24 protein-coding genes are annotated in these 24,068 nt (G+C 68.1%); 17 read left to right on the forward strand and 7 right to left on the reverse strand.

The genetic code is table 11. The annotated features are described in order from the left end of the window. Positions 1 to 34 precede the first annotated feature (34 nt). The gene (locus tag ACYVJS_RS12200) at positions 35 to 1,666 is read right to left on the reverse strand and encodes an ABC transporter substrate-binding protein (RefSeq protein WP_460740184.1); all 1,632 of its coding nucleotides are present in this window, start codon (positions 1,664 to 1,666) and stop codon (positions 35 to 37) included. A gap of 256 nt (positions 1,667 to 1,922) precedes the next feature. On the opposite strand from ACYVJS_RS12200, the gene ACYVJS_RS12205 reads away from it, so the two are divergent. Further along, entirely contained in the window at positions 1,923 to 2,264 is a 342-nt protein-coding gene (locus tag ACYVJS_RS12205; RefSeq protein ID WP_460740185.1) for a hypothetical protein, read from the forward strand. A gap of 2 nt (positions 2,265 to 2,266) precedes the next feature. On the opposite strand, the gene ACYVJS_RS12210 is transcribed toward ACYVJS_RS12205, so the two are convergent. Beyond that, positions 2,267 to 3,421 carry an ArsB/NhaD family transporter gene (locus tag ACYVJS_RS12210; protein WP_460740186.1) on the reverse strand — a complete coding sequence of 385 codons (1,155 nt, stop codon included), beginning with the start codon at positions 3,419 to 3,421 and terminating at the stop codon, positions 2,267 to 2,269. Positions 3,422 to 3,484: 63 nt separating this feature from the next. Here ACYVJS_RS12210 and thrS point away from each other — a divergent pair, with 63 nt between their 5' ends. From thrS to ACYVJS_RS12225, 3 genes are all read left to right on the forward strand, one after another. After that, entirely contained in the window at positions 3,485 to 5,491 is a 2,007-nt protein-coding gene (gene thrS / locus ACYVJS_RS12215; protein WP_460740187.1) for a threonine--tRNA ligase, read from the forward strand. After that, complete coding sequence (locus ACYVJS_RS12220) at positions 5,488 to 6,045, forward strand: HIT family protein (RefSeq protein WP_460740188.1); 558 nt, start codon at positions 5,488 to 5,490, stop codon at positions 6,043 to 6,045. Before thrS ends, ACYVJS_RS12220 begins: the two co-directional genes overlap by 4 nt. Before the next feature lie 81 nt (positions 6,046 to 6,126). Continuing rightward, entirely contained in the window at positions 6,127 to 6,699 is a 573-nt protein-coding gene (locus tag ACYVJS_RS12225) for a hypothetical protein (protein ID WP_460740189.1), read from the forward strand. Between the two features lie 6 nt (positions 6,700 to 6,705). On the opposite strand, the gene pdxY is transcribed toward ACYVJS_RS12225, so the two are convergent. Then, complete coding sequence (pdxY, locus tag ACYVJS_RS12230) at positions 6,706 to 7,557, reverse strand: pyridoxal kinase PdxY (protein ID WP_460740190.1); 852 nt, start codon at positions 7,555 to 7,557, stop codon at positions 6,706 to 6,708. Between the two features lie 7 nt (positions 7,558 to 7,564). Further along, complete coding sequence (locus tag ACYVJS_RS12235) at positions 7,565 to 8,911, reverse strand: aminotransferase class I/II-fold pyridoxal phosphate-dependent enzyme (protein WP_460740191.1); 1,347 nt, start codon at positions 8,909 to 8,911, stop codon at positions 7,565 to 7,567. Between the two features lie 85 nt (positions 8,912 to 8,996). On the opposite strand from ACYVJS_RS12235, the gene pdxS reads away from it, so the two are divergent. The 10 genes from pdxS to ACYVJS_RS12285 all read left to right on the forward strand — a co-directional run bounded on the left by pdxS (position 8,997) and on the right by ACYVJS_RS12285 (position 19,214). Continuing rightward, entirely contained in the window at positions 8,997 to 9,887 is an 891-nt protein-coding gene (gene pdxS, locus ACYVJS_RS12240) for a pyridoxal 5'-phosphate synthase lyase subunit PdxS (RefSeq protein ID WP_137416937.1), read from the forward strand. Next, positions 9,877 to 10,479, forward strand: a complete 603-nt coding sequence (pdxT, locus tag ACYVJS_RS12245; protein WP_460740192.1) for a pyridoxal 5'-phosphate synthase glutaminase subunit PdxT — start codon at positions 9,877 to 9,879, stop codon at positions 10,477 to 10,479. The genes pdxS and pdxT overlap by 11 nt, the downstream gene beginning before the upstream one ends. A gap of 41 nt (positions 10,480 to 10,520) precedes the next feature. Further along, the gene (locus ACYVJS_RS12250; protein WP_243227903.1) at positions 10,521 to 11,279 is read left to right on the forward strand and encodes a YebC/PmpR family DNA-binding transcriptional regulator; all 759 of its coding nucleotides are present in this window, start codon (positions 10,521 to 10,523) and stop codon (positions 11,277 to 11,279) included. A 61-nt stretch (positions 11,280 to 11,340) separates the two neighbouring features. Further along, complete coding sequence (gene ruvC, locus ACYVJS_RS12255; RefSeq protein WP_460740193.1) at positions 11,341 to 11,907, forward strand: crossover junction endodeoxyribonuclease RuvC; 567 nt, start codon at positions 11,341 to 11,343, stop codon at positions 11,905 to 11,907. A 46-nt stretch (positions 11,908 to 11,953) separates the two neighbouring features. Further along, positions 11,954 to 12,574, forward strand: a complete 621-nt coding sequence (gene ruvA / locus ACYVJS_RS12260; protein WP_460740194.1) for a Holliday junction branch migration protein RuvA — start codon at positions 11,954 to 11,956, stop codon at positions 12,572 to 12,574. Continuing rightward, positions 12,567 to 13,595 carry a Holliday junction branch migration DNA helicase RuvB gene (gene ruvB / locus ACYVJS_RS12265; protein WP_460740195.1) on the forward strand — a complete coding sequence of 343 codons (1,029 nt, stop codon included), beginning with the start codon at positions 12,567 to 12,569 and terminating at the stop codon, positions 13,593 to 13,595. Before ruvA ends, ruvB begins: the two co-directional genes overlap by 8 nt. A gap of 80 nt (positions 13,596 to 13,675) precedes the next feature. Then, entirely contained in the window at positions 13,676 to 14,131 is a 456-nt protein-coding gene (locus tag ACYVJS_RS12270; protein ID WP_460740196.1) for a preprotein translocase subunit YajC, read from the forward strand. A 38-nt stretch (positions 14,132 to 14,169) separates the two neighbouring features. Continuing rightward, positions 14,170 to 15,915 (forward strand): protein translocase subunit SecD, encoded by a 1,746-nt coding sequence (secD, locus tag ACYVJS_RS12275; protein ID WP_460740197.1) that lies wholly within the window; start codon positions 14,170 to 14,172, stop codon positions 15,913 to 15,915. Next, positions 15,915 to 16,904 carry a protein translocase subunit SecF gene (gene secF, locus ACYVJS_RS12280; protein ID WP_460740198.1) on the forward strand — a complete coding sequence of 330 codons (990 nt, stop codon included), beginning with the start codon at positions 15,915 to 15,917 and terminating at the stop codon, positions 16,902 to 16,904. Before secD ends, secF begins: the two co-directional genes overlap by 1 nt. 54 nt (positions 16,905 to 16,958) lie before the next feature. After that, a complete protein-coding gene (locus ACYVJS_RS12285) occupies positions 16,959 to 19,214 on the forward strand; it encodes a RelA/SpoT family protein (protein ID WP_460740199.1) in 2,256 nt (751 codons plus the stop codon). Here the strand turns inward: ACYVJS_RS12285 and ACYVJS_RS12290 are convergent. From ACYVJS_RS12290 to ACYVJS_RS12300, 3 genes are all read right to left on the reverse strand, one after another. Further along, positions 19,201 to 19,743, reverse strand: a complete 543-nt coding sequence (locus ACYVJS_RS12290) for a type IV toxin-antitoxin system AbiEi family antitoxin (protein ID WP_460740200.1) — start codon at positions 19,741 to 19,743, stop codon at positions 19,201 to 19,203. The genes ACYVJS_RS12285 and ACYVJS_RS12290 overlap by 14 nt on opposite strands. Before the next feature lie 92 nt (positions 19,744 to 19,835). After that, positions 19,836 to 21,113, reverse strand: coding sequence for a DUF349 domain-containing protein (locus ACYVJS_RS12295; protein ID WP_460740201.1), 1,278 nt, complete (start codon positions 21,111 to 21,113; stop codon positions 19,836 to 19,838). Positions 21,114 to 21,191: 78 nt separating this feature from the next. Next, positions 21,192 to 21,473, reverse strand: coding sequence for a dioxygenase (locus tag ACYVJS_RS12300; RefSeq protein ID WP_460740202.1), 282 nt, complete (start codon positions 21,471 to 21,473; stop codon positions 21,192 to 21,194). A gap of 92 nt (positions 21,474 to 21,565) precedes the next feature. Between ACYVJS_RS12300 and ACYVJS_RS12305 the strand changes: the two genes are divergently transcribed. The 3 genes from ACYVJS_RS12305 to ACYVJS_RS12315 all read left to right on the forward strand — a co-directional run bounded on the left by ACYVJS_RS12305 (position 21,566) and on the right by ACYVJS_RS12315 (position 24,044). Beyond that, positions 21,566 to 22,882 (forward strand): replication-associated recombination protein A, encoded by a 1,317-nt coding sequence (locus tag ACYVJS_RS12305; protein WP_460740203.1) that lies wholly within the window; start codon positions 21,566 to 21,568, stop codon positions 22,880 to 22,882. Positions 22,883 to 23,072: 190 nt separating this feature from the next. Continuing rightward, the gene (gene rpsD, locus ACYVJS_RS12310; RefSeq protein ID WP_243227891.1) at positions 23,073 to 23,702 is read left to right on the forward strand and encodes a 30S ribosomal protein S4; all 630 of its coding nucleotides are present in this window, start codon (positions 23,073 to 23,075) and stop codon (positions 23,700 to 23,702) included. A gap of 129 nt (positions 23,703 to 23,831) precedes the next feature. Beyond that, a complete protein-coding gene (locus ACYVJS_RS12315) occupies positions 23,832 to 24,044 on the forward strand; it encodes a hypothetical protein (protein ID WP_460740204.1) in 213 nt (70 codons plus the stop codon). Positions 24,045 to 24,068 lie beyond the last annotated feature (24 nt).

Below are 24,068 nucleotides of genomic sequence, written 5' to 3' on the forward strand. Positions count from 1 at the left end.
GGCGTCGTCAGGAGCAAGGGGGACCGGTGGGGTCCTACTTGTGGAGCGGGGCGTAGCGGAACTTGAACGAGCCGTCGAGCACGGCGCCGTCCACGTCCTTGCCGACGACGGCGACCTGCGTGCCCTGCAGCAGCGGCAGCGTCGAGAGGTCCGCCGCGACGAGCTCCTGGATCTTCTCGATGTCCGACTGGCGCGCGGCCGCATCCGTCTCGGACGCCTGAGCCGTGATGAGTTCCTGCACCTCGCTGTTGTCGTAGTGGTTCGCGAGGAAGTTGTCCGCGGCGAAGAACGGCGTGAGGTAGTTGTCGGCGTCGGAGTAGTCGGGGAACCAGCCGAGCTGATACATCGGGTAGACGTCGGCGGTGCGGTCCTTGGAGTACTGCACCCACTCGGTCTGCGCGAGGTTGACGGTGAACAGACCGCCCTCTTCCAGCTGGGACTTGACCGCGGCGTACTCGTCACCCGAGGAGGGGCCGTAGTGGTCGCCGTTGTACTGGAGGTTCAGCGTGACCGGGGTCGATACACCGGCGGCTTCGAGCGCGGCCTTCGCCTTGTCGAGGTCGGGCGCTCCCGCGCCGTCCCCGTAGAGGTCCTTGAGGGGCTCGGTTGCTCCGGTCAGGCCCTGCGGCACGTAAGAATACAGCGGGGTGTAGGTGCCCTTGTACACGTCCTCGCTCAGCGCCTGGCGGTCGACGAGGTCGGCCATCGCCTGTCGTACCGCGAGCGACTTAGCCGGGTCGGCCTCCGGCGTCGCGGCACCGAACGGCATCGTGTCGAAGTTGAACACGATGTAGCGGATCTCGCCGCCCGGACCGTCCACGACCTTGACCGCGTCGTTCTTCGACAGGTCGTCCACATCGGTGGCGGAGAGGCTGCGGAAGGCGACGTCGATGTCACCACCGGCGACGTCGAGCTTCAGGTTCGATGAATCGGCGTAGTACTTGACCGTGACGCTGCTGTTCTCCGCGGCGCCGAGCGCGCCCTTGTAGTCGGGGTTCGGCTTGTAGGAGATGAGCTCGTTGATCTTGTACGAGTCGATGACGTACTGACCGCCGAAGGCGTTCCCGGCGACGATGTCGTCGTCGCTCGTGAGGGCATCGGGCGAGAAGACCTCTTCGTCGACGATGGGGCCCGCGGGGCTGGAGAGGATCTGCTCCCACGTCTGGTCGTTGCCGTTCTTCAGGGTGAAGACGACCGTGGTGTCGTCGGGAGCCTCGACAGATTCGAGGTTGCCGAGGAGCGAGGAGGGTCCGTTCGGATCGGCGATCTTCAGCTGCCGGTCGAAGCTGAACTTCACATCCGACGAGGTGAGCGTGTGACCGTTCGCGAAGGTGAGGCCGTCCTTGAGCTTGACGGTGAACTCCGTCGGCGAGGTGAACTCGCCCGATTCGGCGATGTCCGGGGTCACATCCGCGGTGCCGTACTGGCTGTTGAAGAGGAAGGGGTAGACCTGGTTCATCACCGCGAACGAACCGTTGTCGTACGAGCCCGCCGGGTCGATGAACGTGATCTTGTCGGTGGTGCCGACGATGAGATCGCCGCCTTCGCCACCGCCGCTCGACTCGCCGCTGCCACCGCTGGAGCAGGCGGCCAGCACCACGGCCGTGCCGGCCAGAGCGGCGAGTGCGAGCGCGGTACGGCCGCGCCTGATGTGAACAAGAGACATAGTGGTATCCCTGCTGTGAATGGTCGCCGGGCGCACTTCGCCCAGCGCATGCAGGTCATTCTCACCTGATCGTGAGCGAACACCCAGCAACATGGCGATCTTTTAACGCACCCGAAACGCCTTCCGTGACGCGTCGTCGGTGAACAGATCGCTCAGGTCTGAGCCTCGAGATCGCCGGTTCTGCGCGCGCCTAGACCACCGCCGGGGTCGTCGCAACCGCCCCGCGCCACGGCGGACGGGAGCGCATGGTGGATGCATGAGACGCATCACCTACGCCGGCGAGAACGTTCTGACCACCGACGATGTGGCGCGCCTCCTCGTCGAGCTGACGGCGGAGCTCGCCAAGCGTGGTGAAGCGGCTGCGGTGCGGATCCCGATCGATCCTGACGGCGCCGCTGAGCTCGTTGTCGGCCTTGGCAACGACGTGCTCTCGGTGCCCGTCGCGTGGGAGGGCGACGATCCGGACTTCGACGTCTCCGAGCTCGAGGCCCACCTCGCGCGGGTGCGCCCGACGCCCGAGCGGCATCTGCGAGCGGTCGAGGGCTACAGCGAGCCCGATGACGGGTATGACCCCGACTACGACATCACCGAGGCTTGAGCTCACCGCATCCAGATCAACGGGACCGTGGCGAGGCCGACCACGAGGGGAGCGGCGAGCGCACCCCAGAGGACGAATCGTCCCCACGACACCTCGATGCCCTCGGACTGAAGCCGCTCGTGCCACAACAGCGTCGCCAGCGATGCCCATGGCGTGACGAGCGGACCGGCGTTGACGCCGATGAGCAGGGCCGCGAGATGGACGGGGGACGTGGCGACCGCCGGTTCGAGAGCCAGATAGGCGGGCAGGTTGTTGATGACGTTCGCCCCGACGGTGCCCGCACCGGCGACCGCGAACACTGTCCACGGCTGGTCTGAGGCATTGAGGACGGCCGATACGGGATCGAGCAGGCCCGCCGCATCCGCCGCCGAGGCGACCAGCAGCAGCCCGCTCGCGAAGACGAGCAGCTGCCACGGGATGAGCCGCAGCGAGAGCAGGCGGGGTGAGCGCCACGAGACGAATCCGACGAGGATGACCGCCGCGACCGTCGCCGGGATCCAGGGCTCGAGGCCGGAGACCAACAGCGGCAGCATGATCGCGACGATCACTCCGGCGGCGATCAGCAGCGCCTTGTCGGCGACCTGTGGTGATCGGGCGGGGGAGAAACGCCCGCGCAATTGACGACGGTCGCGCAGCCACAGCAGGACGACGGTCACGAACACGGCGATCAGTGCGGAAGGTCCGAGCAGCCCGATGAACGCTCCCGTGCCTCCCTCGAGATTGTGGGCGGCGAGCAGGTTCGTGAGATTGGACACCGGCAGAAACAGCGATGCCGTGTTGGCGAGCCACACCGTGGCGAAAGCGAACGGCAGCGGCGGAAGCCCGTTCGCCCTCGCGACGGCGACGACGACGGGGGTCAGGAGGACCGCCGTGGTGTCGAGCGACAGGAAGGCGGTGGACACGAGCGCGAGCGCGACCACGAGCAGCCAGAGCAGGATGGTGCGCCCGCGCGAGAGACGGGCGAGGAAAGCACCCAGCACATCGAACAGACCGACACGGGTCGCGAGCTCTGCGACGACGGTGATCGCGGTGACGAAGCCGAGGACGGGGAGGATGCGTTCGGCCACCGCGACAGCCGCATCCGGGGGGAGGACGCCGAAAAGGACCGCGGCGATGCCGACCAGCAGCAGCGCGCCGCCGATGAGAGCCAGCTTCACGACACCATCTTGCCGCCTCGCAAGCTCGATAGGATCGATTGAGACCCACTTCAGGAGCGTCCTTTGACTGATCTGACCCCGGCAGCCGTCGCCTACCCCGCAGACGGATTCGCCCTCTTTCCCGACCGCTCCGTTATCGCGCTGCGCGTGAACGGCGAACTGAAGGACCTCGCGACGACGATCGCTGCGACCGACGTCGTCGAGCCGGTCACGATCTCGTCCCAGGACGGCCTCGCCATCCTCCGCCACTCCACGGCGCACGTGCTCGCCCAGGCGGTGCAGCGCATCAAGCCGCAGACGAACCTCGGTATCGGTCCGCCCGTCACCGACGGCTTCTACTACGACTTCGGCACCGACACTCCCTTCACGCCGGAGGACGTCAAGGCCATCAAGAAGGAGATGGAGCGGATCGTCCGCGAGAACCAGCGTTTCGTGCGCCGTGTCGTCACCGACGACGAGGCGCGCGCGGAGCTCGCCGATGAGCCCTTCAAGCTCGAGCTGATCGGTCTGAAGGGCGCCAAGAAGGAAGCGGCCGAGGGGGCATCTGTCGAGGTCGGCGCGGGCGAGCTGACGATCTACGACAACGTGAACCGCGACGGTGAGACGGTCTGGAAGGACCTCTGCCGTGGGCCCCACGTGCCGAGCACCCGCGTCATCGGCAACGGCTGGGATCTGCAGCGCATCGCCGGCGCGTACTGGCGCGGAAGCGAGAAGAACCCGCAGCTGCAGCGCATCTACGGCACGGCGTGGGCGACCAAGGACGACCTGCGTGCCTACCAGCACCGACTGGAGGAGGCGGCGAAGCGCGACCACCGCAAGCTCGGCAAGGAGCTCGATCTGTTCTCGTTCCCCGACGAGATCGGCTCCGGTCTCAGTGTGTGGCATCCGAAGGGCGGCATCGTCCGCGGCGAGATGGAGCAGCACGCCCGGCGTCGGCACGTGGAAGGCGGCTACACCTACGTCTACACCCCGCACATCTCGAAGGAAGACCTCTTCATCACCTCGAACCACCTGGTGACCTACCGGGAGGGCATGTTCCCCCCGATCACCATGGACGAGGAGCGAGACGCCGAAGGCAACATCACCAAGGTCGGTCAGGAGTACTACCTGAAGCCGATGAACTGCCCGATGCACATCCTGATCTACAAGGAGCGCGGCCGCAGCTACCGCGACCTGCCGATGCGGCTCGCGGAGAACGGTACCGTCTACCGCAACGAGCTCTCGGGGGCGCTGCACGGTCTCACCCGCGTGCGCGGATTCACTCAGGACGACTCGCACCTGTTCGTCACCCCCGAGCAGCTCGAGTCGGAGGCGACCCGCGTGCTGGAGTTCGTCATCTCGATGCTGCGCGACTTCGGTCTCGAGGACTTCGAACTCGAACTCTCGCTGCGCGACGACGAGAAGTCGAAGTGGATCGGCTCCGACGAGTTCTGGGAGTACTCGACGAACGCACTGCGGCACGTTGCCGTCGCGAGCGGTCTGAAGCTGACCGAAGTGCCCGGCGAGGCCGCGTTCTACGGGCCGAAGATCGACCTCAAGACGAAGGACGCCATCGGTCGGACCTGGCAGCTGTCCACGGTGCAGGTCGACGTCAACCTCCCCGAGCGCTTCGGCCTCGAGTACACGGGTCCCGATGGCGAGAAGCACCGCCCGATCATGATCCACCGGGCGCTGTTCGGCTCCATCGAGCGCTTCTTCGCCATCCTGCTGGAGCACTACGCGGGGGCTTTCCCCGTGTGGCTCTCGCCTGTGCAGGTCGTCGGTATCCCGGTGGCCGAGCAGTTCGCGGACTACCTGGACGGCATCGTCGACCGCCTCAAGGCATCGGGCGTCCGGGCGGAGGTCGACCACTCCGACGACCGGATGCAGAAGAAGATCCGTACACACACGACGCAGAAGGTCCCGATCCAGCTGATCGCAGGGGAGCAGGACCGCAGTGCCGGCACCGTCTCGTTCCGCTTCCGTGACGGGACGCAGACCAACGGGATTCCCGTCGACGACGCGATCGCGATGATCCAGCGGGCGATCGCCGAGAAGGTCCTCGTCAACACCGCGGAGGACCTCGCGTGACGACAGAGCCGGAGCAGACGGATGCGGCGTTGATCGCCGCGTCCGATCTGCCCGGCGTCCCGGATGAGTTCCAGCGGTTGTGGACTCCGCACCGCATGGCGTACATCCAGGCCGGCCCCGAGCCGCACTCCGAGCAGTGTCCGTTCTGCGCGGCGCCGCACAAGAGCGACGAGGACGGACTCATCGTCCATCGCGGGGTCCGCGCCTACGTCCTGTTGAACCTGTTCCCGTACAACTCCGGCCATCTGCTGGTCTGCCCGTACCGCCACATCCCGACCTACGACCAGGCGGATGCCGAGGAAGTCGCCGAGATCGGTGCGCTCACCCAGACGGCGATGCGCGCGCTCCGCGAGACGTCCCGGTGCGACGGGTTCAACATCGGGATGAACCAGGGCGCCGTCGCCGGCGCCGGAGTGGCGGGGCATCTTCATCAGCACGTCGTCCCGCGATGGGCGACCGACGCGAACTTCTTCCCCATCATCGCGCGCACCAAGGCACTGCCGCAGCTGCTCGGCGACGTGCGCCGCTCGCTCGCGGACGCCTGGCCGCTCTGAACGTTCTCCACAAGCCCCCGGCACGGACCGGACCCTCTCGATAGCGTGGCGGGCATCGTTCCACGAGCCCGGGGGTCTCTCATGCGCACACGTTCCGTCCGCCTCATCGCACCCATGTTCCTGCTGGCTCTGGTGCCGTTGGCGGGGTGCCAGTTCACCCCGCTGCCAGAATCCAGCGGGCCGGACGAGGCACTCGCTCCCTCGGGCGAGCCCACCCAGAACACCGACGAATCCGGCTCCGACGATCTGATTGACGGTGACGTCTTCGCCGAGCGCGATGCCTTCTTCGAGGCTCAGCAGCAGATTCCCGGAGACCCGATGCTGACGCCGAAGACGCCGGAGCAGCAGGAGTTCATCTCGCAGCAGCGGGCCTACACCGAGTCGCAGGGCGGCACGTGGTCACCGGAGATCGAGAGCATCACCCTGGCCCTGGCGCTGGACGCCTGCGAGACCTCGATCCTCAACGGGCACGATGTCGACCAAGACCTGTACGCCACGCACGTGGCGACCTCGCCGCTGATCTCCGCACTCACCAACGGCGATCCGACGACCGAGCGCAACGTCACCAGCATCATGGTGTTCGGGACGGGATTCCTGTGCCCGGCCGACGCTCCCCAGTGGGAGAGCGCCTTCCGTGCCGCCACGGGCGGCTGAGCCTACTCAGCGCACCTGACGCACGGCGAACTGCAGGCGGGGGTGGGCGTAAGCCTCCTGCGACTCGACCAGCTGCAGCTCGCGCTCGCCCGAGCGGTGCGTCGCCTCGAGCAGGTCGAACACGCTGGATGCGGTGCGAGCCAGGGCGTCCGCGGCATCATCGGTGCGCGTGTAGTGCGCGGTGAACAAGGCCGCGGTCACATCGCCGGAACCGTTGGCCTTCATCGGCAGCAGGGGTGTCGTCACGATCCAGGCGCCCCGGGGCGTCACGGCCATCATCTCGATCGTTCCCTCCTCGCGGTCGGGGCGCTCGACGCTCGTGACCAGTACCGTGCCCGGTCCCATCGCGCGGGCAGCGTCCGCCGAAGCGAGGGTCTCCTCGACCGTGTGAGGATCGGTGCCGGTGAGAAAGCCCAGTTCGAACTGATTGGGCGTGATGATGTCCGCCACCGGGACGACCTTCTCGCGCAGGAGCTCGGGAATCGCGGGAGCGACGAAACAACCGGACTTGGCGTTGCCCATGACGGGATCGCACGCGTAGACGGCGTTCGGATTGGCCGCCTTGACGCGCGCCACGGTCTCCACGATCACATCGGCGATGCCCTCCGAGCCCTGGTATCCCGACAGGATGACGTCGATCTTGTCGAAGACCCCGCGCTCCTCGATACCTGTGATGACCTCGCGCACGTCGTCCGGTGCGATCAGCGGTCCGCGCCAGGCGCCGTACCCGGTGTGGTTCGAGAAGTTCACCGTGTACACCGGCAGCACCTCGACGCCGATGCGCTGGAGCGGGAACACTGCGGCGGAGTTGCCGACGTGACCGTAGGCGACGGCGGACTGGATCGAAAGTACCTTCACGGCGGAATCATCCCATCTTCGAGGTGGCGGCGACCGCATCCACGGCCGCGGCGAGGTCGGCGATGAGCCGGTCGGCATCATCGTCGGAGAGATCGTGCACCGTCAGGCGCACATGGTGCGTCGCTCGGGCGTCGGCGAGGACGAACTCGTCGCCGGTGCGCGCGAGCCAGCCGCGTCGCATGAGCTGCTCGGCGACCGCGCGGGCGGACACGCCCAGCGGGACCCACAGGTTGAGACCGTCGCCGGCCTCGAGGGCAAACCCGTGCTCGCGCGCCCGCTCGGCGAACGCGCGGTTGCGGTCCGCGTAGTGCCGTCCCGTCGATCCGATGGCGCCGCGGACCGCGTCATCGGCGAGGAGAGCGACGGCGAGTCGCTGCAGGAGGTGGCTGACCCAGGTGGTGCCGGGGCTGAGCCGGAGAGCGAGTCGGTCCGCCGTCTCCGGATCCGAGGCAGCGACGGCCAGACACATGTCGGGCCCGAGAAACTTGGACACCGACCGCACGAGCGCCCAGCGCCGGTGGTCGCCGCCGATGATCGAGTGGTACGGCTGCGCGGAGAGGAGCGAGAAGTGGTCGTCCTCGACGATCAGCACGTACGGGTGATTCTCCAGCACCGCGCGCAGCTCGGCGGCTCGGCGGGCGCTCAGACTCGCGCCGGTCGGGTTCTGGGCGCGTGGCGTGCAGACGATCGCACGAACGCCGGCAGCGAGCGCTGCGCGAAGCCCGTCCACGGTCATCCCCTCGGCGTCCACAGGTACCGGAACGGCGCGATAGCCGCCGAGACGCACCGTGTGGATGCTGGCCAGGAAGCAGGGGTCCTCGAGGGCGACGGCGTCGTCCCGGGTCAGTGCCTGCGCGAGCAGGCGCTCCACGGCATCGACTGCCCCGCTCGTGATCGTCAAGCGCACCGTCGACGGCGCCAGGTCGGCGCTGACCCACTCTCGGGCCCAGGCCTCGAGATCGGGGTCGATGACAGGCTCGCCGTAGAGGACGGGCCGGCGTGCGATGCGTGTCAGCGCGGGAACGGCATCCGGGATGCGGTCGGGATCGGGATTGCCGGTGCCCACGTCGCGGAGCACGGTGCCGGAGGCGAAGCCCTCTTGCGCGACGGGTGCAGCCTCGGCGACGAGCGTGCCGCCGCGCCCGCGGGTGACGACGGTGCCTGCCTGGGTGAGCAGCCGATACGCCGCCGCGACCGTGTTGCGGTTGACGTCCAGCGACTCGGCGAGCGCCCGGACCGGCGGAAGCGACTGCCCGGGCGCGAGCTCGCCGCGTTCGACGAGTGCGCGGACGCTGTCGGCGATCTCCGCGGCGGAGGAACCGCGGATCTCGGGACGCGTGTCAGACAGAGACATCAAGATCAGCCTACGCGGTAGGACATGCTACTTTCTGGCCTAGGACAAAACGTCGCTCGATGCGACGTCGACGAAGGAGCACCCGATGACCGATTCCCTCACCGGTTCCACGCGCGTCAAGCGCGGACTCGCCGAGATGCTGAAGGGCGGCGTGATCATGGACGTGGTCACCGCTGAGCAGGCACGAATCGCGGAGGACGCGGGGGCCGTCGCCGTCATGGCCCTCGAGCGCGTCCCCGCCGACATCCGTGCGCAGGGCGGAGTGGCGCGGATGAGCGATCCCGACCTGATCGACGAGATCATCGCCGCGGTGTCGATCCCGGTCATGGCGAAGGCGCGGATCGGCCATGTCGTGGAGGCTCAGGTACTACAGGCGCTCGGTGTCGACTACGTCGACGAGTCCGAGGTGCTCTCGCCCGCGGACTACGTGAACCACATCGACAAATGGGGCTTCACCGTGCCCTTCGTGTGCGGCGCGACGAACCTCGGTGAGGCGCTGCGCCGCATCACCGAGGGTGCGGCGATGATCCGGTCCAAGGGGGAAGCCGGCACGGGAGACGTCTCAGAGGCCACGAAGCACATCCGCACGATCCGGGGCGAGATCGCGGCTCTCGGCGCGAAGAGCGCCGACGAGCTGTACGTCGCCGCGAAGGAGCTCCAGGCGCCATATGAACTCGTGGCCGAGGTGGCCCGCACCGGTACGCTGCCGGTCGTCCTGTTCACCGCCGGCGGCGTCGCGACGCCGGCGGATGCCGCCTTCATGATGCAGTTGGGAGCCGACGGCGTGTTCGTGGGCTCCGGGATCTTCAAGTCCGGCAATCCCGCCCAGCGGGCGGCGGCCATCGTGAAGGCGACCACCTTCTTCGACGACCCCGCCGTCATCGCCGAAGCCTCACGAGGACTCGGCGAGGCCATGGTCGGCATCAACGTGGCCGACCTGCCCGCTCCGCACCGCCTCGCCGACCGTGGCTGGTGAGGCGCCGCGTATCGGGGTCCTGGCACTGCAGGGCGACGTGCGCGAGCACGTGCGCATCCTCCGCCTCCTCGGCGCGGCGGTGCGCACGGTTCGCCGGCCCGCCGAGCTCTCGGAGGTGGACGGCCTGGTGATTCCGGGCGGCGAGTCGAGTGTGATCGACAAGCTGAGCCGGGTGTTCGGGATGCGCGACCCGCTGCGCCGGGCGATCGCGGCGGGGCTGCCTGTCTACGGGACGTGCGCGGGGCTCATCTTGCTCGCCGACGAGGTGCTCGACGGTCTGCCGGGGCAGCAGAGCTTCGGCGGAATGGATGTGGCCGTGCGACGCAATGCGTTCGGCTCGCAGCTTGATTCGTTCGAGAGCGACCTGCGCGTCGAGGCGTTCGGCGGACCTCCGGTGAAGGCCGTCTTCATCCGCGCCCCCGTGGTCGAACGTGTCGGCGCGGGCGTCGAGATCCTCGCGACCCTCGACGACGGGCGGGTGGTGGCCGTGCAGCAGGGCAACCTGCTCGGGACCTCGTTCCACCCCGAGGTCTCGGACGAGACGCGGTTCCACGAACGTCTCCTCGAGCGGGTCCGCGCGCGGCTGAACTAAGATCGACGCTGGACTTTCCAGCCGCTGAACACGGGAGACTCATGTCCGGTCACTCCAAATGGGCCACCACAAAGCACAAGAAGGCCGTCGTCGACGCCCGCCGTGCGAAGTCGTGGGCGAAGCTCATCAAGAACATCGAGGTCGCCGCGAAGCTGGGCGGCGCCGATCTGGCGGGCAACCCGACGCTCTTCGACGCGGTCCTCAAGGCGAAGAAGACCTCGGTACCCAAGGACAACATCGATCGCGCCATCAAGCGCGGAGCCGGCATCGGCGGCGAGTCGGTCGAGTACTCCTCGATCATGTACGAGGGCTACGGTCCCAACGGCGTCGCCCTCATGATCGAGTGTCTGACCGATAACAAGAACCGTGCCGCCGCCGAGGTCCGCACGGCCCTGTCGCGCAACGGCGGCACGCTCGCCGACCCCGGCTCGGTCGCCTACAACTTCACCCGCAAGGGCGTCATCGTGGTCGCCGAGGAAGGCACGAGCGAGGACGACGTCATGATGGCTGCTCTCGAGGCGGGCGCGGAGGAGATCGAGCCGCACGCGCAGGGCTTCGAGGTCATCACCGAGGCCTCCGACCTCGTGTCGGTCCGCACCGCGCTCACCGACGCGGGCATCGAGTACGAATCCGCCGATGTCGAATTCGTCCCGAATCTCAAGGTCGAGGTCGACGCCGAGACGGCACGGAAGGTGTTCCGTCTGATCGACGCTCTCGAGGACAGCGACGACGTGCAGAACGTCTTCAGCAACTTCGATCTGACGCCCGAGGTGCAGGCGGAGCTCGAGGCCGACGAGTAAGCGTCGGGCGTCGCGGGCGCGTCGGGGGGCCGGCTCGCCCTGAGGCACGTAGCGTGACGGGGTGGGTTCTTCTCTGCGTGTGCTCGGTGTCGACCCGGGTCTGACGCGCTGCGGCGTGGGCGTCGTGGACGTCGGGGCCGACCGTCGCGCGAGTCTGGTGCACGTCGGCGTCATCCGCTCGTCGCCCGACCTGCCGGTCGCCGAACGGCTTCATCTCATCGCGCAGGGGCTCCGTGACGCCGTGCGGGAGCATCGCCCCGATGTCGTCGCCGTCGAGCGTGTGTTCGCGCAGCAGAACCGCAGCACGGTGATGGGGACGGCGCAAGCCAGCGGCATCGCTCTGCTCATCGCGGCCGAGCACGGTCTGCGCACGGCGACCCATACGCCCAGCGAGGTCAAGGCGGCGATCACCGGATACGGTTCCGCCGAGAAGCTGCAGGTCCAGACGATGGTGGCCCGGGTTCTCAGACTCGACGCGCTCCCGCAGCCCGCCGACGCCGCGGATGCGCTCGCGCTCGCGCTGTGTCACGCGTGGCGCGGCGACAGTGCTGGGGGAGCGTCGGCCTCGGATGCGGCTCTCACTCCGGCACAGCGCGCGTGGCGAGCGGCGGAGAAGGCGCGACGCTGAGCGTGTCGAATCGAACAAAGGTGCGAAGCGGGATAGGCTCACAGCCATGATCGCCTCGCTCCGCGGCTCCGTCGTGTACGCATCCTCCGACGGCCTCGTTCTCGAGGTCGCCGGCGTCGGCTACAGCGTGGCCGTGACCTCGGACGTCTCGCGCTCCGTGCACGTGGGTGACGAGGTCCTGCTGCACACGCACATGATCGTCCGCGAGGACGCCCTATCGCTGGTGGGCTTTCGTACGCGAGAGGAGCTGGCCGTGTTCGCGGCGCTCATCGCGGTGTCCGGTGTCGGACCCAAGTCCGCGCTCGGTGTGCTGGCGGAGCTCAGCATCGACCAGATCGCGCAGGCGGTGGCCGACGAGGCCGATGGTCCCTTCCGCAAGGTCTCCGGCATCGGACCCAAGACGGCCAAGCTGATCGTGGTGCAGCTCGCCGGCAAGCTGGCGCCGCCCACCGCATCCGCCACCGGCTCCTCGGCCTCCGCCGCGTCGCCCGACCTCGCCGATCAGCTCGCGCAGGCACTCGTCGGCCTGGGGTGGTCCGAGCGCGTCGCCGCCGAGACGGCTGCGATCGTGGTCGCCGACGCGCCCGACGAGCGCACGGTCGCCGCCCTCCTGCGCCGAGCCCTCGCGGCGCTGGGCCCGGCTCGCGGGGAGGTGCTGCGTGGATGAACTGAGAGATGCGGGCAGTCCCGCGGACGAGAGCGAACTCGCGATCGAGGGCGCGTTGCGCCCCGACTCGCTCGCCGACTTCGTCGGACAGCAGAAGGTTCGCGGCCAGTTGCAGCTCCTGCTCGACGCGGCGCGCATCCAACAGCGCCCACCCGACCACATCCTGCTCTCCGGCCCTCCCGGGCTCGGCAAGACGACGCTCGCCATGATCGTGGCGCATGAAAGCGGACGCGCGCTGCGCATGTCGAGCGGGCCTGCCATCCAGCACGCCGGCGATCTCGCGGCGCTCCTGTCGTCGTTGACGCCCGGCGAGGTGCTGTTCATCGACGAGATCCACCGGATGGCGCGCTCCGCGGAGGAGATGCTCTACCTCGCGATGGAGGACTTCCGCATCGACATCATGGTCGGCAAGGGCGCCGGCGCGACCAGCATCCCCCTCGATCTCGCGCCCTTCACCCTCGTTGGTGCCACCACGAGATCCGGGTTGCTCCCCAATCCGCTGCGCGACCGCTTCGGTTTCACAGCACACCTCGAGTACTACGAGCCCGAGGAGCTCGAACGGGTCATCGCCCGCTCGGCCACGATGCTCGGCGTCGATCTGCCGGCCATGGCGCGCTCCGAGATCGCCCGGCGCTCGCGCGGAACCCCGCGTATCGCGAACCGACTGCTGCGACGAGTCCGCGACTACCTCATCGTCTACGGCGATGGAGGATCGGGGACTCTCGCCAGCGTGGATGCGGCTCTCGAGCTGTACGACGTCGACCCGATCGGCCTCGACCGGCTCGACCGGGCCGTGCTGGACGCGCTCATCCGTCGCTTCCGCGGCGGTCCCGTCGGTCTGAACACCTTGGCTGTCGCGGTGGGCGAGGAGGCAGACACGATCGAGTCGGTCGTCGAGCCCTACCTGGTGCGGATCGGTTTCATGGGGCGCACGCCGCGCGGACGCGTGGCGACTCCGGAGGCCTACGGTCACCTGGGGGTGCCGCATCCGACCGGAGCGCTGCGGCTCGATGACCTATAATCGCTAAAGGCTTTCGCCGCAACTGACTCGACCAGCGCTGGACCCGGTTCGCGCTGCCCCGGAAAGGGCCCCTCCGCTTCATGGACTTCGCGACCTTCTTCACCAACTACGGTCTGATCATCCTGCTGGTGATCCTCCTGATCTTCATGTTCTGGAGCTCGCGTCGCCGCATGCAGAAGGCGAAGGCCGAGCAGGAGCAGAAGGCCCGCCAGACCGTTCCCGGCGCCGAGGTGCTGCTGCAGGGCGGTCTGTACGGAACCATCGTCGAGTTCGACCCCGAGAACCTCGACCAGCCGGCACTCATCGAGATCGCCCCGGGCGTCGAGATCAAGGTGCACAGCCAGGCCATCCTCCGTGTCGTCGACCCCGTCGAGGGCGTCGTGACCGAGGACGAGTTCATCGAAGCCGAGGCGAGCGAGGCCGAGTACATCGCCGGCGTCGCCGACGGTGACATCACTTCGATCAGTGACGACCACAAGTACTCGTCGCACAGCGACGAGGTCGAGAACGACAAGAAGGACAAGCCCGAGGCCTGACACCTCCGTCCCTTCCTGCACGAGAAAGCTGATCGTCCGTGGCGACATCCACTCCCGTCCGTCACGCCTGGCGCGCCCTCATCGGGCTCCTCGCGGTGACCGCTGTGCTCTTCGGCGTCAACGCCCTGGGCGTCTACGTCTTCAAGACCTCCGCAGGGGCTCCCGCGAGCTCCTGGTCTCCGGAGCTCGCCCTGGACCTGCAGGGCGGCACGCAGATCATCCTCGCGGCCCAGACCGCCGACGGCGCCGCTCCGAGCGGTGAGCAGATGACCCAGGCCGTCACCATCATCCGCCAGCGCGTCGACGCCTCCGGCGTCGGCGAGGCGGATGTGACGACCGAGGGCGGACGCAACGTCGTCGTCCAGATCCCGGGTGAGGCCGACGAGGAGACGCGTCAGCGCATCCAGGACTCTGCGCAGTTGCAGCTGCGACCCGTGCTCGTCGAATCGGGCGAGGTGAGCGGCAGCTTCATCGGTCAGGACGGCACGGCCACGCCGTATCCGACGCCGGATCCCTCGCTCGAGGCCACGCCCACCGCGTCGCCCACGAACGGCAGCGACATTGCGTGGATCACCCCCAAGCTGCAGGCGGAGTTCCAGGCCTACGACTGCGCCAATCCCACGAACGATCCCGCGAACGCTCCCGACGGCGACCCCCTGATCACCTGTTCGACGGACGGCACGGCGAAGTACATCCTCGGCCCGGTCGAGATCAAGGGCGACGACGTCTCCGACGCGAGCTCGGGGGTCGTGCAGAACAACGGCCAGTGGGCGGTCAACCTCGTCTTCAACGCCGAGGGCACCGCGAAGTTCACCGAGATCAGCCAGCGACTGTATCCCCTCCAGCGGCCGCTGAACCAGTTCGCGTTCGTGCTCGACGGCACCGTGCTGTCTGCCCCGTCGATGAACGGCATCATCACTGACGGAAAGCCGCAGATCACCGGATCCTTCACGCAGGAGAGCGCGAAGACGCTGGCCGACCAGCTCAAATACGGCGCCCTGCCGTTGAGCTTCACGGTGCAGAGCTCCGACACGATCTCGGCCACCCTCGGCTCTCAGCAGCTGATGATCGGTCTGATCGCCGGCCTCATCGGTCTGGCTCTCGTCGCGGTCTACTCGCTGACGGTCTACCGAGCGCTCGGCACGGTGATCATGGCGTCGCTCGTGGTCATGGGCGTGCTGACCTACATCACGCTCTGTGTCCTCGCTTGGCGCATGGGCTACCGCTTGTCGCTGGCAGGTGTCGCGGGTGTGATCGTGTCGATCGGATTCACCGCGGACTCGTTCATCATCTACTTCGAGCGCATCCGCGATGAGCTGCGCGACGGCAAGTCGATCACCGCGGCCGTCGAGGACGGTTGGAGCCGTGCGAAGCGCACGATCTACATCTCGAAGTCGATCAACGTGCTGGCCGCCGTCGTGCTCTACATCCTCGCGGATGCGACAGTGAAGGGCTTCGCGTTCACGCTGGGCCTCACGACCGTCATCGACGTGCTCATCTTCATCCTGTTCACGCACCCTGTGATGCAGTTGCTGGCTCGCACCCGGTTCTTCGGCTCCGGCCACCCGCTCTCGGGACTGGACCCGACGGCACTCGGCGCGGTCTATCGCGGTCGCGCGCAGTTCCGCGCCCCGGTGGCCCAGACGGGACGCGTCGCGCGCTCCCGCGGCGAGGCTGAGCGTCGCCAGACCATCGCGGAGCGCAAGCGCGCCGCGCAGCAGGGGGATGCCGGTTCCACATCCGCGGACGAAACCGCGTCCCAGTCGAAGGGCGGTCGCAGCTGATGCGCTCGATGTCCCAGGTCGGTAACGACCTCTACACCGGCAAGACCTCGTTCCCGTTCGTCGGCCGTCGCCGACTCTGGTTCCTGATCGGTGCCCTGCTCGTCATCGCCTCCGCGTTGGTGCCGCTGTTTCGCCCGATCGAGTTCTCGATCGAGTTCACCGGCGGGTCCCAGTTCACGATCAACGAGCTGAGCAACCCCGACCAGGCCATCGCCACGAGTGCCGTACAGTCCGTCGTGCCGAACGCCGAGACGCGCGTCACCACGGTGGGGGCGGACTCGGTCCGGGTGCAGACCGACCAGATGTCCAACGACGAGACGCAGCGCGTGTCCGAGGCGCTCGCGGAGGCCTACAACGTGCCCGCCGCAGACGTCACGTCATCGTTCATCGGCCCGAGCTGGGGCGAAGGAGTGACCCGGCAGTCCCTGTGGGGCCTGGCGATCTTCCTCACGTTGACCTTCGTGATCCTGGCCCTGTACTTCCGCACCTGGAAGATGTCCGCGGCCGCCATCATCGGCGTGGTCGACGTGCTGGTCGTCACGGTCGGCATCTATGCGGTGTTCGGATTCCCGATCTCGCCGGCCGCCGTCATCGGATTCCTCACGATCCTCGCGTATTCGCTCTACGACATCACCGTCGTCTTCGACAAGATCAGGGAGAACACAAGGGATGACGGGGAGATCTCTGCCCGCACGTTCGGTGAATCCGTGAACCTCGCGGTCAATCAGACCCTCATCCGCTCGATCAACACGACCATGGTCGCCATTCTGCCGACCGGTGCGATCCTGTTCATCGGTGCCTTCTGGCTCGGTGCGCAGACGCTCACGGACATCTCGCTGTCGATCTTCGTGGGAACCATCGTGGCCGCGTACTCGACGCTGTTCCTCGCGGCTCCGCTGTACAGCCTCTTCCGCGAGGGCGAGGCGAAGGTCAAGGCGAGCGATGCGCGGGTGCGGTCTGCACGCGAGCGCGCCGTGGTCGAAGCCTGATCGGGTCGCACACGCGTAAACTGATCCGACCGGGCGAAGGATGGTGATCGAGGCATGGCCGAGACGCTTCCCGCGGGCGCCCAGAGTTCATCTCTGCGTCGCCTGATCCCGCGGATCTTCTCGCGCGCCGCCCGCCGCGACGATGTCGACAAGCTCGTCCGCACGGTTCGGACGCACCATCCCAAGGGCGATCTCGCGATCGTCGAGCGTGCGTACGTGGTGGCCGCGCGCGCGCACGAGGGACAGAAGCGGCAGAGCGGCGAGCCGTACATCACGCATCCGCTCGCGGTGGCCCAGATCCTGGCTGATCTCGGGCTCGGGCCGAAGGCTGTCGCCGCAGCTCTCCTGCACGACACGGTCGAGGACACCGGGTACCGGCTCGACGAGCTGAGCGCCGAGTTCGGCGACGAGGTCGCGATGCTCGTCGACGGCGTCACGAAGCTCGACAAGGTCAAGTACGGCGAAAGCGCGCAGGCAGAGACCGTCCGCAAGATGATCGTGGCCATGTCTCGCGACATCCGCGTGCTCGTCATCAAGCTCGCCGACCGCCTGCACAACGCCCGCACGTGGGGCTTCGTGCCCCCCGAGAAGGCAACCAAGAAGGCGACCGAGACTCTCGAGATCTACGCGCCCCTCGCGCACCGGCTCGGTATCCAGGCCATCAAGTCCGAACTCGAAGACCTGTCGTTCGCGGTGCTCCACCCGAAGCTCTACGTGGAGATCGACAGCCTCGTCAAGCAGCGCACGCCCCAGCGCGAGCAGTACCTGCAGAACGTGATCAACGCGGTCGAAGAGGATCTGCGCGAGCTGCGCATCCGCGGACGCGTGGCGGGCCGACCGAAGCAGCTGTACTCGGTGTACCAGAAAATGGTCGTGCGAGGTCGTGAGTTCGACGACATCTACGACCTGATCGGCATCCGGGTGATCGTCGCGACCGTCCGGGACTGCTACGCCGTGCTCGGCGCGCTCCACGCGCGGTGGACCCCGCTCCCGGGGCGCTTCAAGGACTACATCGCGACGCCCAAGTTCAACCTCTACCAGTCGCTGCACACGACCGTCATCGGCCCGAACGGGCGCACGGTCGAGATCCAGATCCGCACGAACGAGATGCACCAGCAGGCCGAGTTCGGTGTCGCAGCGCACTGGAAATACAAGGAACGCATGTCGGGCGCCAAGACCGACACCAAGGCGGTCGATGCCGACATGGCCTGGCTCGCCCACATCTCGGACTGGCAGGCGGAGACCGCTGACCCGGGCGAGTTCCTTGATTCGCTCCGGTTCGAGATCGGCGCGAAAGAGGTCTACGTCTTCACGCCCAAGGGGCGAGTGATCGGGCTACCCGCCGGCGCGACGCCGGTGGATTTCGCGTACGCGGTGCACACCGAGATCGGGCATCGCACGATGGGCTCGAAGGTCAACGGCCGGCTCGTGCCTCTCGAGTCCGAGCTCCATTCGGGCGACGTCGTCGAGGTCTTCACCTCGAAGAATCCGGATGCGGGACCCAGCCAGGACTGGCTCGGGTTCGTCAAGAGCACCCGTGCGCGCAACAAGATCCGCGGCTGGTTCACCAAGGAACGCCGCGAAGAGGCCATCGAGCAGGGGCGCGAGTCGATCGCGCGAGCCATGCGGCGCCAGAACCTGCCGCTGCAGCGTTTGATGAGCCAGGACTCGTTCACGCAGGTCGCGCAGCAGCTGCGCTACGAGGACGTGTCTGCGCTGTACGCAGCGGTCGGTGAGGGACACGTCTCCACCCAATCGGTGATCGAGAAGGTGACGGCGCTCGTCGCCGCGGACAACGACACCTCCACTGGCCCGATCGACATTCCCCACATCGGCCGCGGTCGCGCACCGCGCGACGGCGATTCGGGCGTGCTCGTGCGCGGTGCGCCCGACATCCTCGTCAAGCTCGCCAAGTGTTGCACCCCCGTGCCGGGAGACGAGATCGTCGGCTTCGTCACACGGGGGAGCGGCGTCTCGGTGCATCGCGCCGACTGCACCAACGTCAAGTCGCTCGAGTCCGACCCCGAGCGCATGATCGATGTCGAATGGGCACCGACGACGAAGAGCGTGTTCCTCGTTCAGATCCAGGTCGAGGCGCTCGATCGTTCGGGGCTGCTCAGCGACGTGACGCGGGTGCTGAGTGAACACCACGTCAACATCCTCTCCGCGACGGTTTCCACCTCCAACGATCGTCTGGCTCTCAGCCGTTTCGTGTTCGAGATGGGCGACACGGTCCACCTCGACCGGGTGCTGAACGCGGTGCGCCGCATCGACGCCGTCTACGACGTGTACCGCGTCACCTCTTCCTGACGAGCTCGTCCAGGAGAGCGAGCGCGGCCAGGCGACGGGGCACGCGTCGTTTTGCCGCCAGCCACGCGATGGCCCCGTGGGCGGCGTGTGGTGCCCGCTCCGCGCACTGACCCAGGAGGTCATGTACCGTCTCGTCGGTGCCTCGCGCGAGGTCGGCGATGGTGCGAGCGGGCGTGGTGACGGGAACGCCGCCGAGGCGGACCAGGTCTTCGTCGGGGATGCGCGGATCGCGGTAGACGAAGCGTCGGTCCACCGGCTCGTGCAGGCGGTGCGCGCTGATGCGCTGCAGGTCGTGACGGACGGGGACTTCGTCGATCATTCCGTGGACCCAGGCCGCGCTGCGGTGGGTGGCCGCCATCCGCTCACCGACGAGCGGGCGCAAGGATGCGGCCCGCATCGCTGCGGTCTCGATCGTGTCCGCGGGGACGAAGCCTTCGCCGAGTCCGACGAGATCGCCGTCGAGGCAGGCAGCTGTGAGCTCGGCACGACTGAGCAGCTCGCTCGGGAAGTAGAGGAAACGGGAGCCCATCGCCTCAGTGTGCCGCGATTGCACGCGAAGACGCGCGGGGCCCATCCGATCTGTGGACAGGCCCCGCGCGTCGAGGTCGGGAGGGGGAGCGGTCAGCCGCCGATGGCGCGCAGCCAGGCCTTGCGGGCCTCGAGGGACTCGCGCGCCGTCTTCGCAGCCTTCGTATCCTTGCGGGCTTCCGCCTCGGCCAGTTCGCTCTCGAGCTTCTCGATGGCATCGGTCAGCTGGCGGGTCATGTCGTTCGCACGGGCCGTCGTCTCCGGCTCGTTGCGCTTCCACTCGGCGTCCTCGCGGCCGCGCACATGCTGCTCGATCTTGCGCAGCTCGTCATCGAGAGCACGCTCGCGATCACGCGGGAAGATGCGTCCGATCTCGTCCCACTCGCGCTGGATCTCGGTGAGACGCTGACGGGCGGCAGACAGGTTCTTCTCGTCGACGATGGGCTTCGCGGTCTCGAGCAGCGCCTGCTTGGCGACGATCCGCTCCTTGGACTCCTCGGCCTCGGCAGCCTCGCGGCCCTGTCGCGCACCGTAGAGCGCATCACCGGCGGCCTTGAAGCGTGCCCAGAGCGCATCGTCGACGCGCTTGCCGGCGCGCCCTGCGGCCTTCCACTCGTCGAGGAGGTCGCGGTAGGCGGGGATCCCGTCCTCGCCGCGCGGGGCAAGAGCCTCGGCGCGCTCCACGAGACGCGTCTTGCGGTCCTTGGCGGCCTTGTGCACCTCGTCGAGCTCGGCGTAGAAGGCGCGACGATGACGCTCGAGCGCGCTGCGTGCGTCGCGAAAGCGCGTCCACAGCTGCTGCGACGCGGACTTCGGCAGGCGCGGGCCGTTCTGCTGCTGGCTCTGCCACTGATCGAACAGCTCCGACAGCTCTGCGGTGACCTGCTTCCACTGCAGCGACTTCGGGTCGCGCGCGGCGAGTGCCTCGGCACGCTCGACCAGCACAGTGCGCTGGGCGACTGCCTCGTCGACAGCGGCCTTCGCCGCCTCCGCCTCGTTCGCGGTGGCTTCGGCGAGGGAGGCGACTAGGGCGTCGAGCCGAGCACGCAATGCCTCGAGGTCGCCGACGGCCGCGGCGTCCGTGACCTTCTCCCGCAGGGTGTTCGCCGTGTGCCGAAGGTCCGAAGCCGATGCGCCGCCGCGGCGGTGACGCACCTCGAGGAGCGTCAACTCGCTCGCGAGGTCGGTGTACTTGCGCACGAAGTACGCGAGTGCCTCGTCCGGTGTTCCGTCGGGATACTGGCCGACGACGCGCCAGCTCTCTCCCTCGCGCACGGCGACGGTGCCGTCGGCATCCACCCGACCCCAGGGCTCGTCAGCGGCCCCGGTGGTGTCGGGCTGGTCAGGGGTGTGGTCTGTCGCGGCAGTCACGGGGCACCTCGAGCGTCTCGCGTCGGCGGGGGAAATCGGATTCAGCCTAGTACGCCAGCCGGTCGGGCGCCGTGCAGGTCAGGACGTGGGCTCCGGTGTCGGCAGCGGTGTCGCGGCGGGAGCAGAGTCTGAGGGTGCCGGGCTCGGCGTCTCGACGCCAGGGGAACTCGCGCCGGGGCCGACCGTGTAGTACGCGACCTGGCCGCCGAGGATGGCGAGGACGAGCACTCCGCCACCGAGTCCCGCGAGCAGGTTGTCGCGGCGACGCCGAGCGACCTGAGCGTCGTGGTGGGCGCGGCGCGCCTGATACAGCCGAGCGCGCTCGCGCTCGGCGCGCTGCTGCTTGCTTCCCGTTGCCACGGTTCCTCCTCGTCGGCCGGACCAGCCGATCTTATGCGGCGGTGCCGGCGGTCATCAAAGCCGGCGTCGTCGGGCGCCGTTAGCCTGGGGGAGTGACCTCCTCCGGTGCCCTCTTCCAGGGCCAGACGCCTCTCGCTGTGCGTATGCGCCCGGTGTCGCTGGCAGAGGTCGCGGGCCAGGGACACCTCTTGAAGCCGGGTTCCCCGCTCGTCGCGCTGGCCGATTCCGAGCGCCAGACCTCCGGCGCGGTGTCCGTCATCCTCTGGGGGCCGCCCGGCACCGGCAAGACCACCCTCGCGCAAGCCATCGCGCGCTCCTCCGGGCGTCGCTTCGTCGAGCTCTCCGCCATCACGGCCGGCGTGAAGGACGTGCGCGAGGTGATGCAGGAGGCGCTCAATCAGCGCGATCTGTACGGGCAGTCCACCATCCTGTTCCTGGACGAGATCCACCGCTTCACCAAGGCGCAGCAGGACGCATTGCTGCCCGGTGTCGAGAACGGATGGGTCGTTCTGATCGCGGCGACGACGGAGAACCCGTCGTTCTCGGTGATCTCGCCGCTCCTGTCGCGCTCTCTTCTGCTGACCTTGAAGCCGCTGGGCGACGACGATCTGGGAGCACTCGTCGATCGGGCGGTGAGTGATCCGCGGGGATTGGGCGGGCGCGTCGCGCTCGAGGCCGAAGCCCGCGACGCGCTCGTGCGCCTCGCGTCCGGCGACGCCCGGCGTGCCTTGACGGCGCTGGAGGCCGCGGCTGCCATGACGGACGGTGAGCAAGAGCCGCGGATCTCGGCCGCGCTCATCGCACAGGCGGTCGACCGTGCCCTTCTGCGCTATGACCGCCAGGGAGACGAGCACTACGACGTCATCAGCGCGTTCATCAAGTCGATCCGCGGGTCGGATGCGGACGCGGCGATCCATTACCTCGCGCGCATGATCGAGGCGGGCGAGGACCCGCGGTTCATCGCGCGGCGTCTGGTCATCTCCGCCGCGGAGGACATCGGGCTCGCTGACCCGCAGGCTCTGCAGATCGCCGTGGCTGCGGCGGACGCGGTGGCCTTCATCGGAATGCCCGAGGGCCGCATTCCTCTCGCGGAGGCGACCGTATACCTGGCGACGACCGCCAAGTCGAACGCCGCCTATAACGCCATCAACGCCGCGATCGCCGATGTCAAAGCCGGCGGCTTCGGGCGGGTCCCCACGCACCTTCGGGACGCGCACTATCCGGGCGCCAAGCGTCTGGGGCACGGCAAGGGTTACATCTACCCCCACGACCTCGACGTTGGCGTGGCGACCCAGCAGTATCTACCCGACGAGCTCCGCGGGCGGCGGTACTACCAGCCCACTCAGCGGGGCATCGAGCGCGACATCGCTGCGCGCGTCGAGAAGATCCGCCGGATTCTCGAGGGATGACCAGTTCGCGCGCCCAATTGCGCCGGACGACCGTCTGATAGGATGAGTCGGCTCGAAACCGAGTTTTCGGGCATCCCCCTCCTTCTGCACCACCGTCCTACGCGCCCCGGCGTGCGCGTCATCGGGAGAAGTCGGGTGATACGCCCGTGAGCCGCGAAAGGCGCGGCCACGTCATCGGAAGGACATCTTCGTGACCACGAAGTCCCAGGACCGCCGCAAGGTCCGCCTGTCGCGCGCGCTCGGCGTCGCGCTGACCCCCAAGGCCGCCCGCTACCTCGAGAAGCGTCCTTACGCTCCCGGCGAGCACGGCCGCACGAAGCGCAAGGCTGACAGCGACTACGCCGTCCGTCTGCGCGAGAAGCAGCGTCTGCGCGAGCAGTACGGTATCCGCGAGAAGCAGCTGCGCATCGCGTTCAACGAGGCCCGTCGCACCGACGGCCTGACGGGTGAGAACCTCGTCGAGCTGCTCGAGATGCGTCTCGACGCCCTCGTGCTGCGCTCCGGCTTCGCCCGCACCACGGCGCAGGCGCGTCAGTTCGTCGTGCACCGCCACATCATGGTCGACGGCCAGATCGTGGACCGCCCGTCGTTCCGCGTGAAGCCCGGTCAGCTCATCCACGTCAAGGCCCGCTCCGAGGGCACCGAGCCGTTCCAGGTCGCGGCCGCCGGCGGTCACGCCGAGGTCCTGCCGAACGTCCCCGGCTACCTCGAGGTCGAGCTCGACAAGCTCCAGGCCCGCCTGGTGCGTCGTCCCAAGCGCGCCGAGGTCCCCGTGACCTGTGACGTGCAGCTGGTCGTCGAGTACTACGCCGCGCGCTGAGTCGTTCGCGCACGAAGGGCGCCGGGGTCATCCCGGCGCCCTTCGTCGTCCACCCGTCGCCGGCATCCGTTCTCGCCTACGATGGAGGGTGCTCGCGACAGACGCGGACACGATGAGGAAGAGGTCACGGTGAGAAGTCTTCTGTGGTTCGCGGTCGGAACGACGGCCGGGTTCGTGCTCGCGCACCTCGTCAACAAGGATCCGCGTGGACACGAGGTGCTCGCCGAGATCGACGCCCGTATCACCGAGTTCACCGACCGCATCCAGGACGCCTACCGCGAGCAGCAGGCCCGGTTCGACACCGAGCCCGACGCCGCGGGCTCCGCCGCCGACGATCGCTGACCATCCGCGAACTCCGAACGGCCG

This window comes from Microbacterium neimengense, from assembly GCF_054782995.1.

Bases quoted from the DNA above. Each gene is read 5' to 3' on its own strand.
- ACYVJS_RS12200 (WP_460740184.1), bottom strand. From the start codon at position 1,666: ATGTCTCTTGTTCACATCAGGCGCGGCCGTACCGCGCTCGCACTCGCC.
- ACYVJS_RS12205 (WP_460740185.1), top strand. From the start codon at position 1,923: ATGAGACGCATCACCTACGCCGGCGAGAACGTTCTGACCACCGACGAT.
- ACYVJS_RS12225 (WP_460740189.1), top strand. From the start codon at position 6,127: ATGCGCACACGTTCCGTCCGCCTCATCGCACCCATGTTCCTGCTGGCT.
- ACYVJS_RS12235 (WP_460740191.1), bottom strand. From the start codon at position 8,911: ATGTCTCTGTCTGACACGCGTCCCGAGATCCGCGGTTCCTCCGCCGCG.
- pdxS (WP_137416937.1), top strand. From the start codon at position 8,997: ATGACCGATTCCCTCACCGGTTCCACGCGCGTCAAGCGCGGACTCGCC.
- ACYVJS_RS12250 (WP_243227903.1), top strand. From the start codon at position 10,521: ATGTCCGGTCACTCCAAATGGGCCACCACAAAGCACAAGAAGGCCGTC.
- ruvA (WP_460740194.1), top strand. From the start codon at position 11,954: ATGATCGCCTCGCTCCGCGGCTCCGTCGTGTACGCATCCTCCGACGGC.
- ACYVJS_RS12270 (WP_460740196.1), top strand. From the start codon at position 13,676: ATGGACTTCGCGACCTTCTTCACCAACTACGGTCTGATCATCCTGCTG.
- secF (WP_460740198.1), top strand. From the start codon at position 15,915: ATGCGCTCGATGTCCCAGGTCGGTAACGACCTCTACACCGGCAAGACC.
- ACYVJS_RS12285 (WP_460740199.1), top strand. From the start codon at position 16,959: ATGGCCGAGACGCTTCCCGCGGGCGCCCAGAGTTCATCTCTGCGTCGC.
- ACYVJS_RS12290 (WP_460740200.1), bottom strand. From the start codon at position 19,743: ATGGGCTCCCGTTTCCTCTACTTCCCGAGCGAGCTGCTCAGTCGTGCC.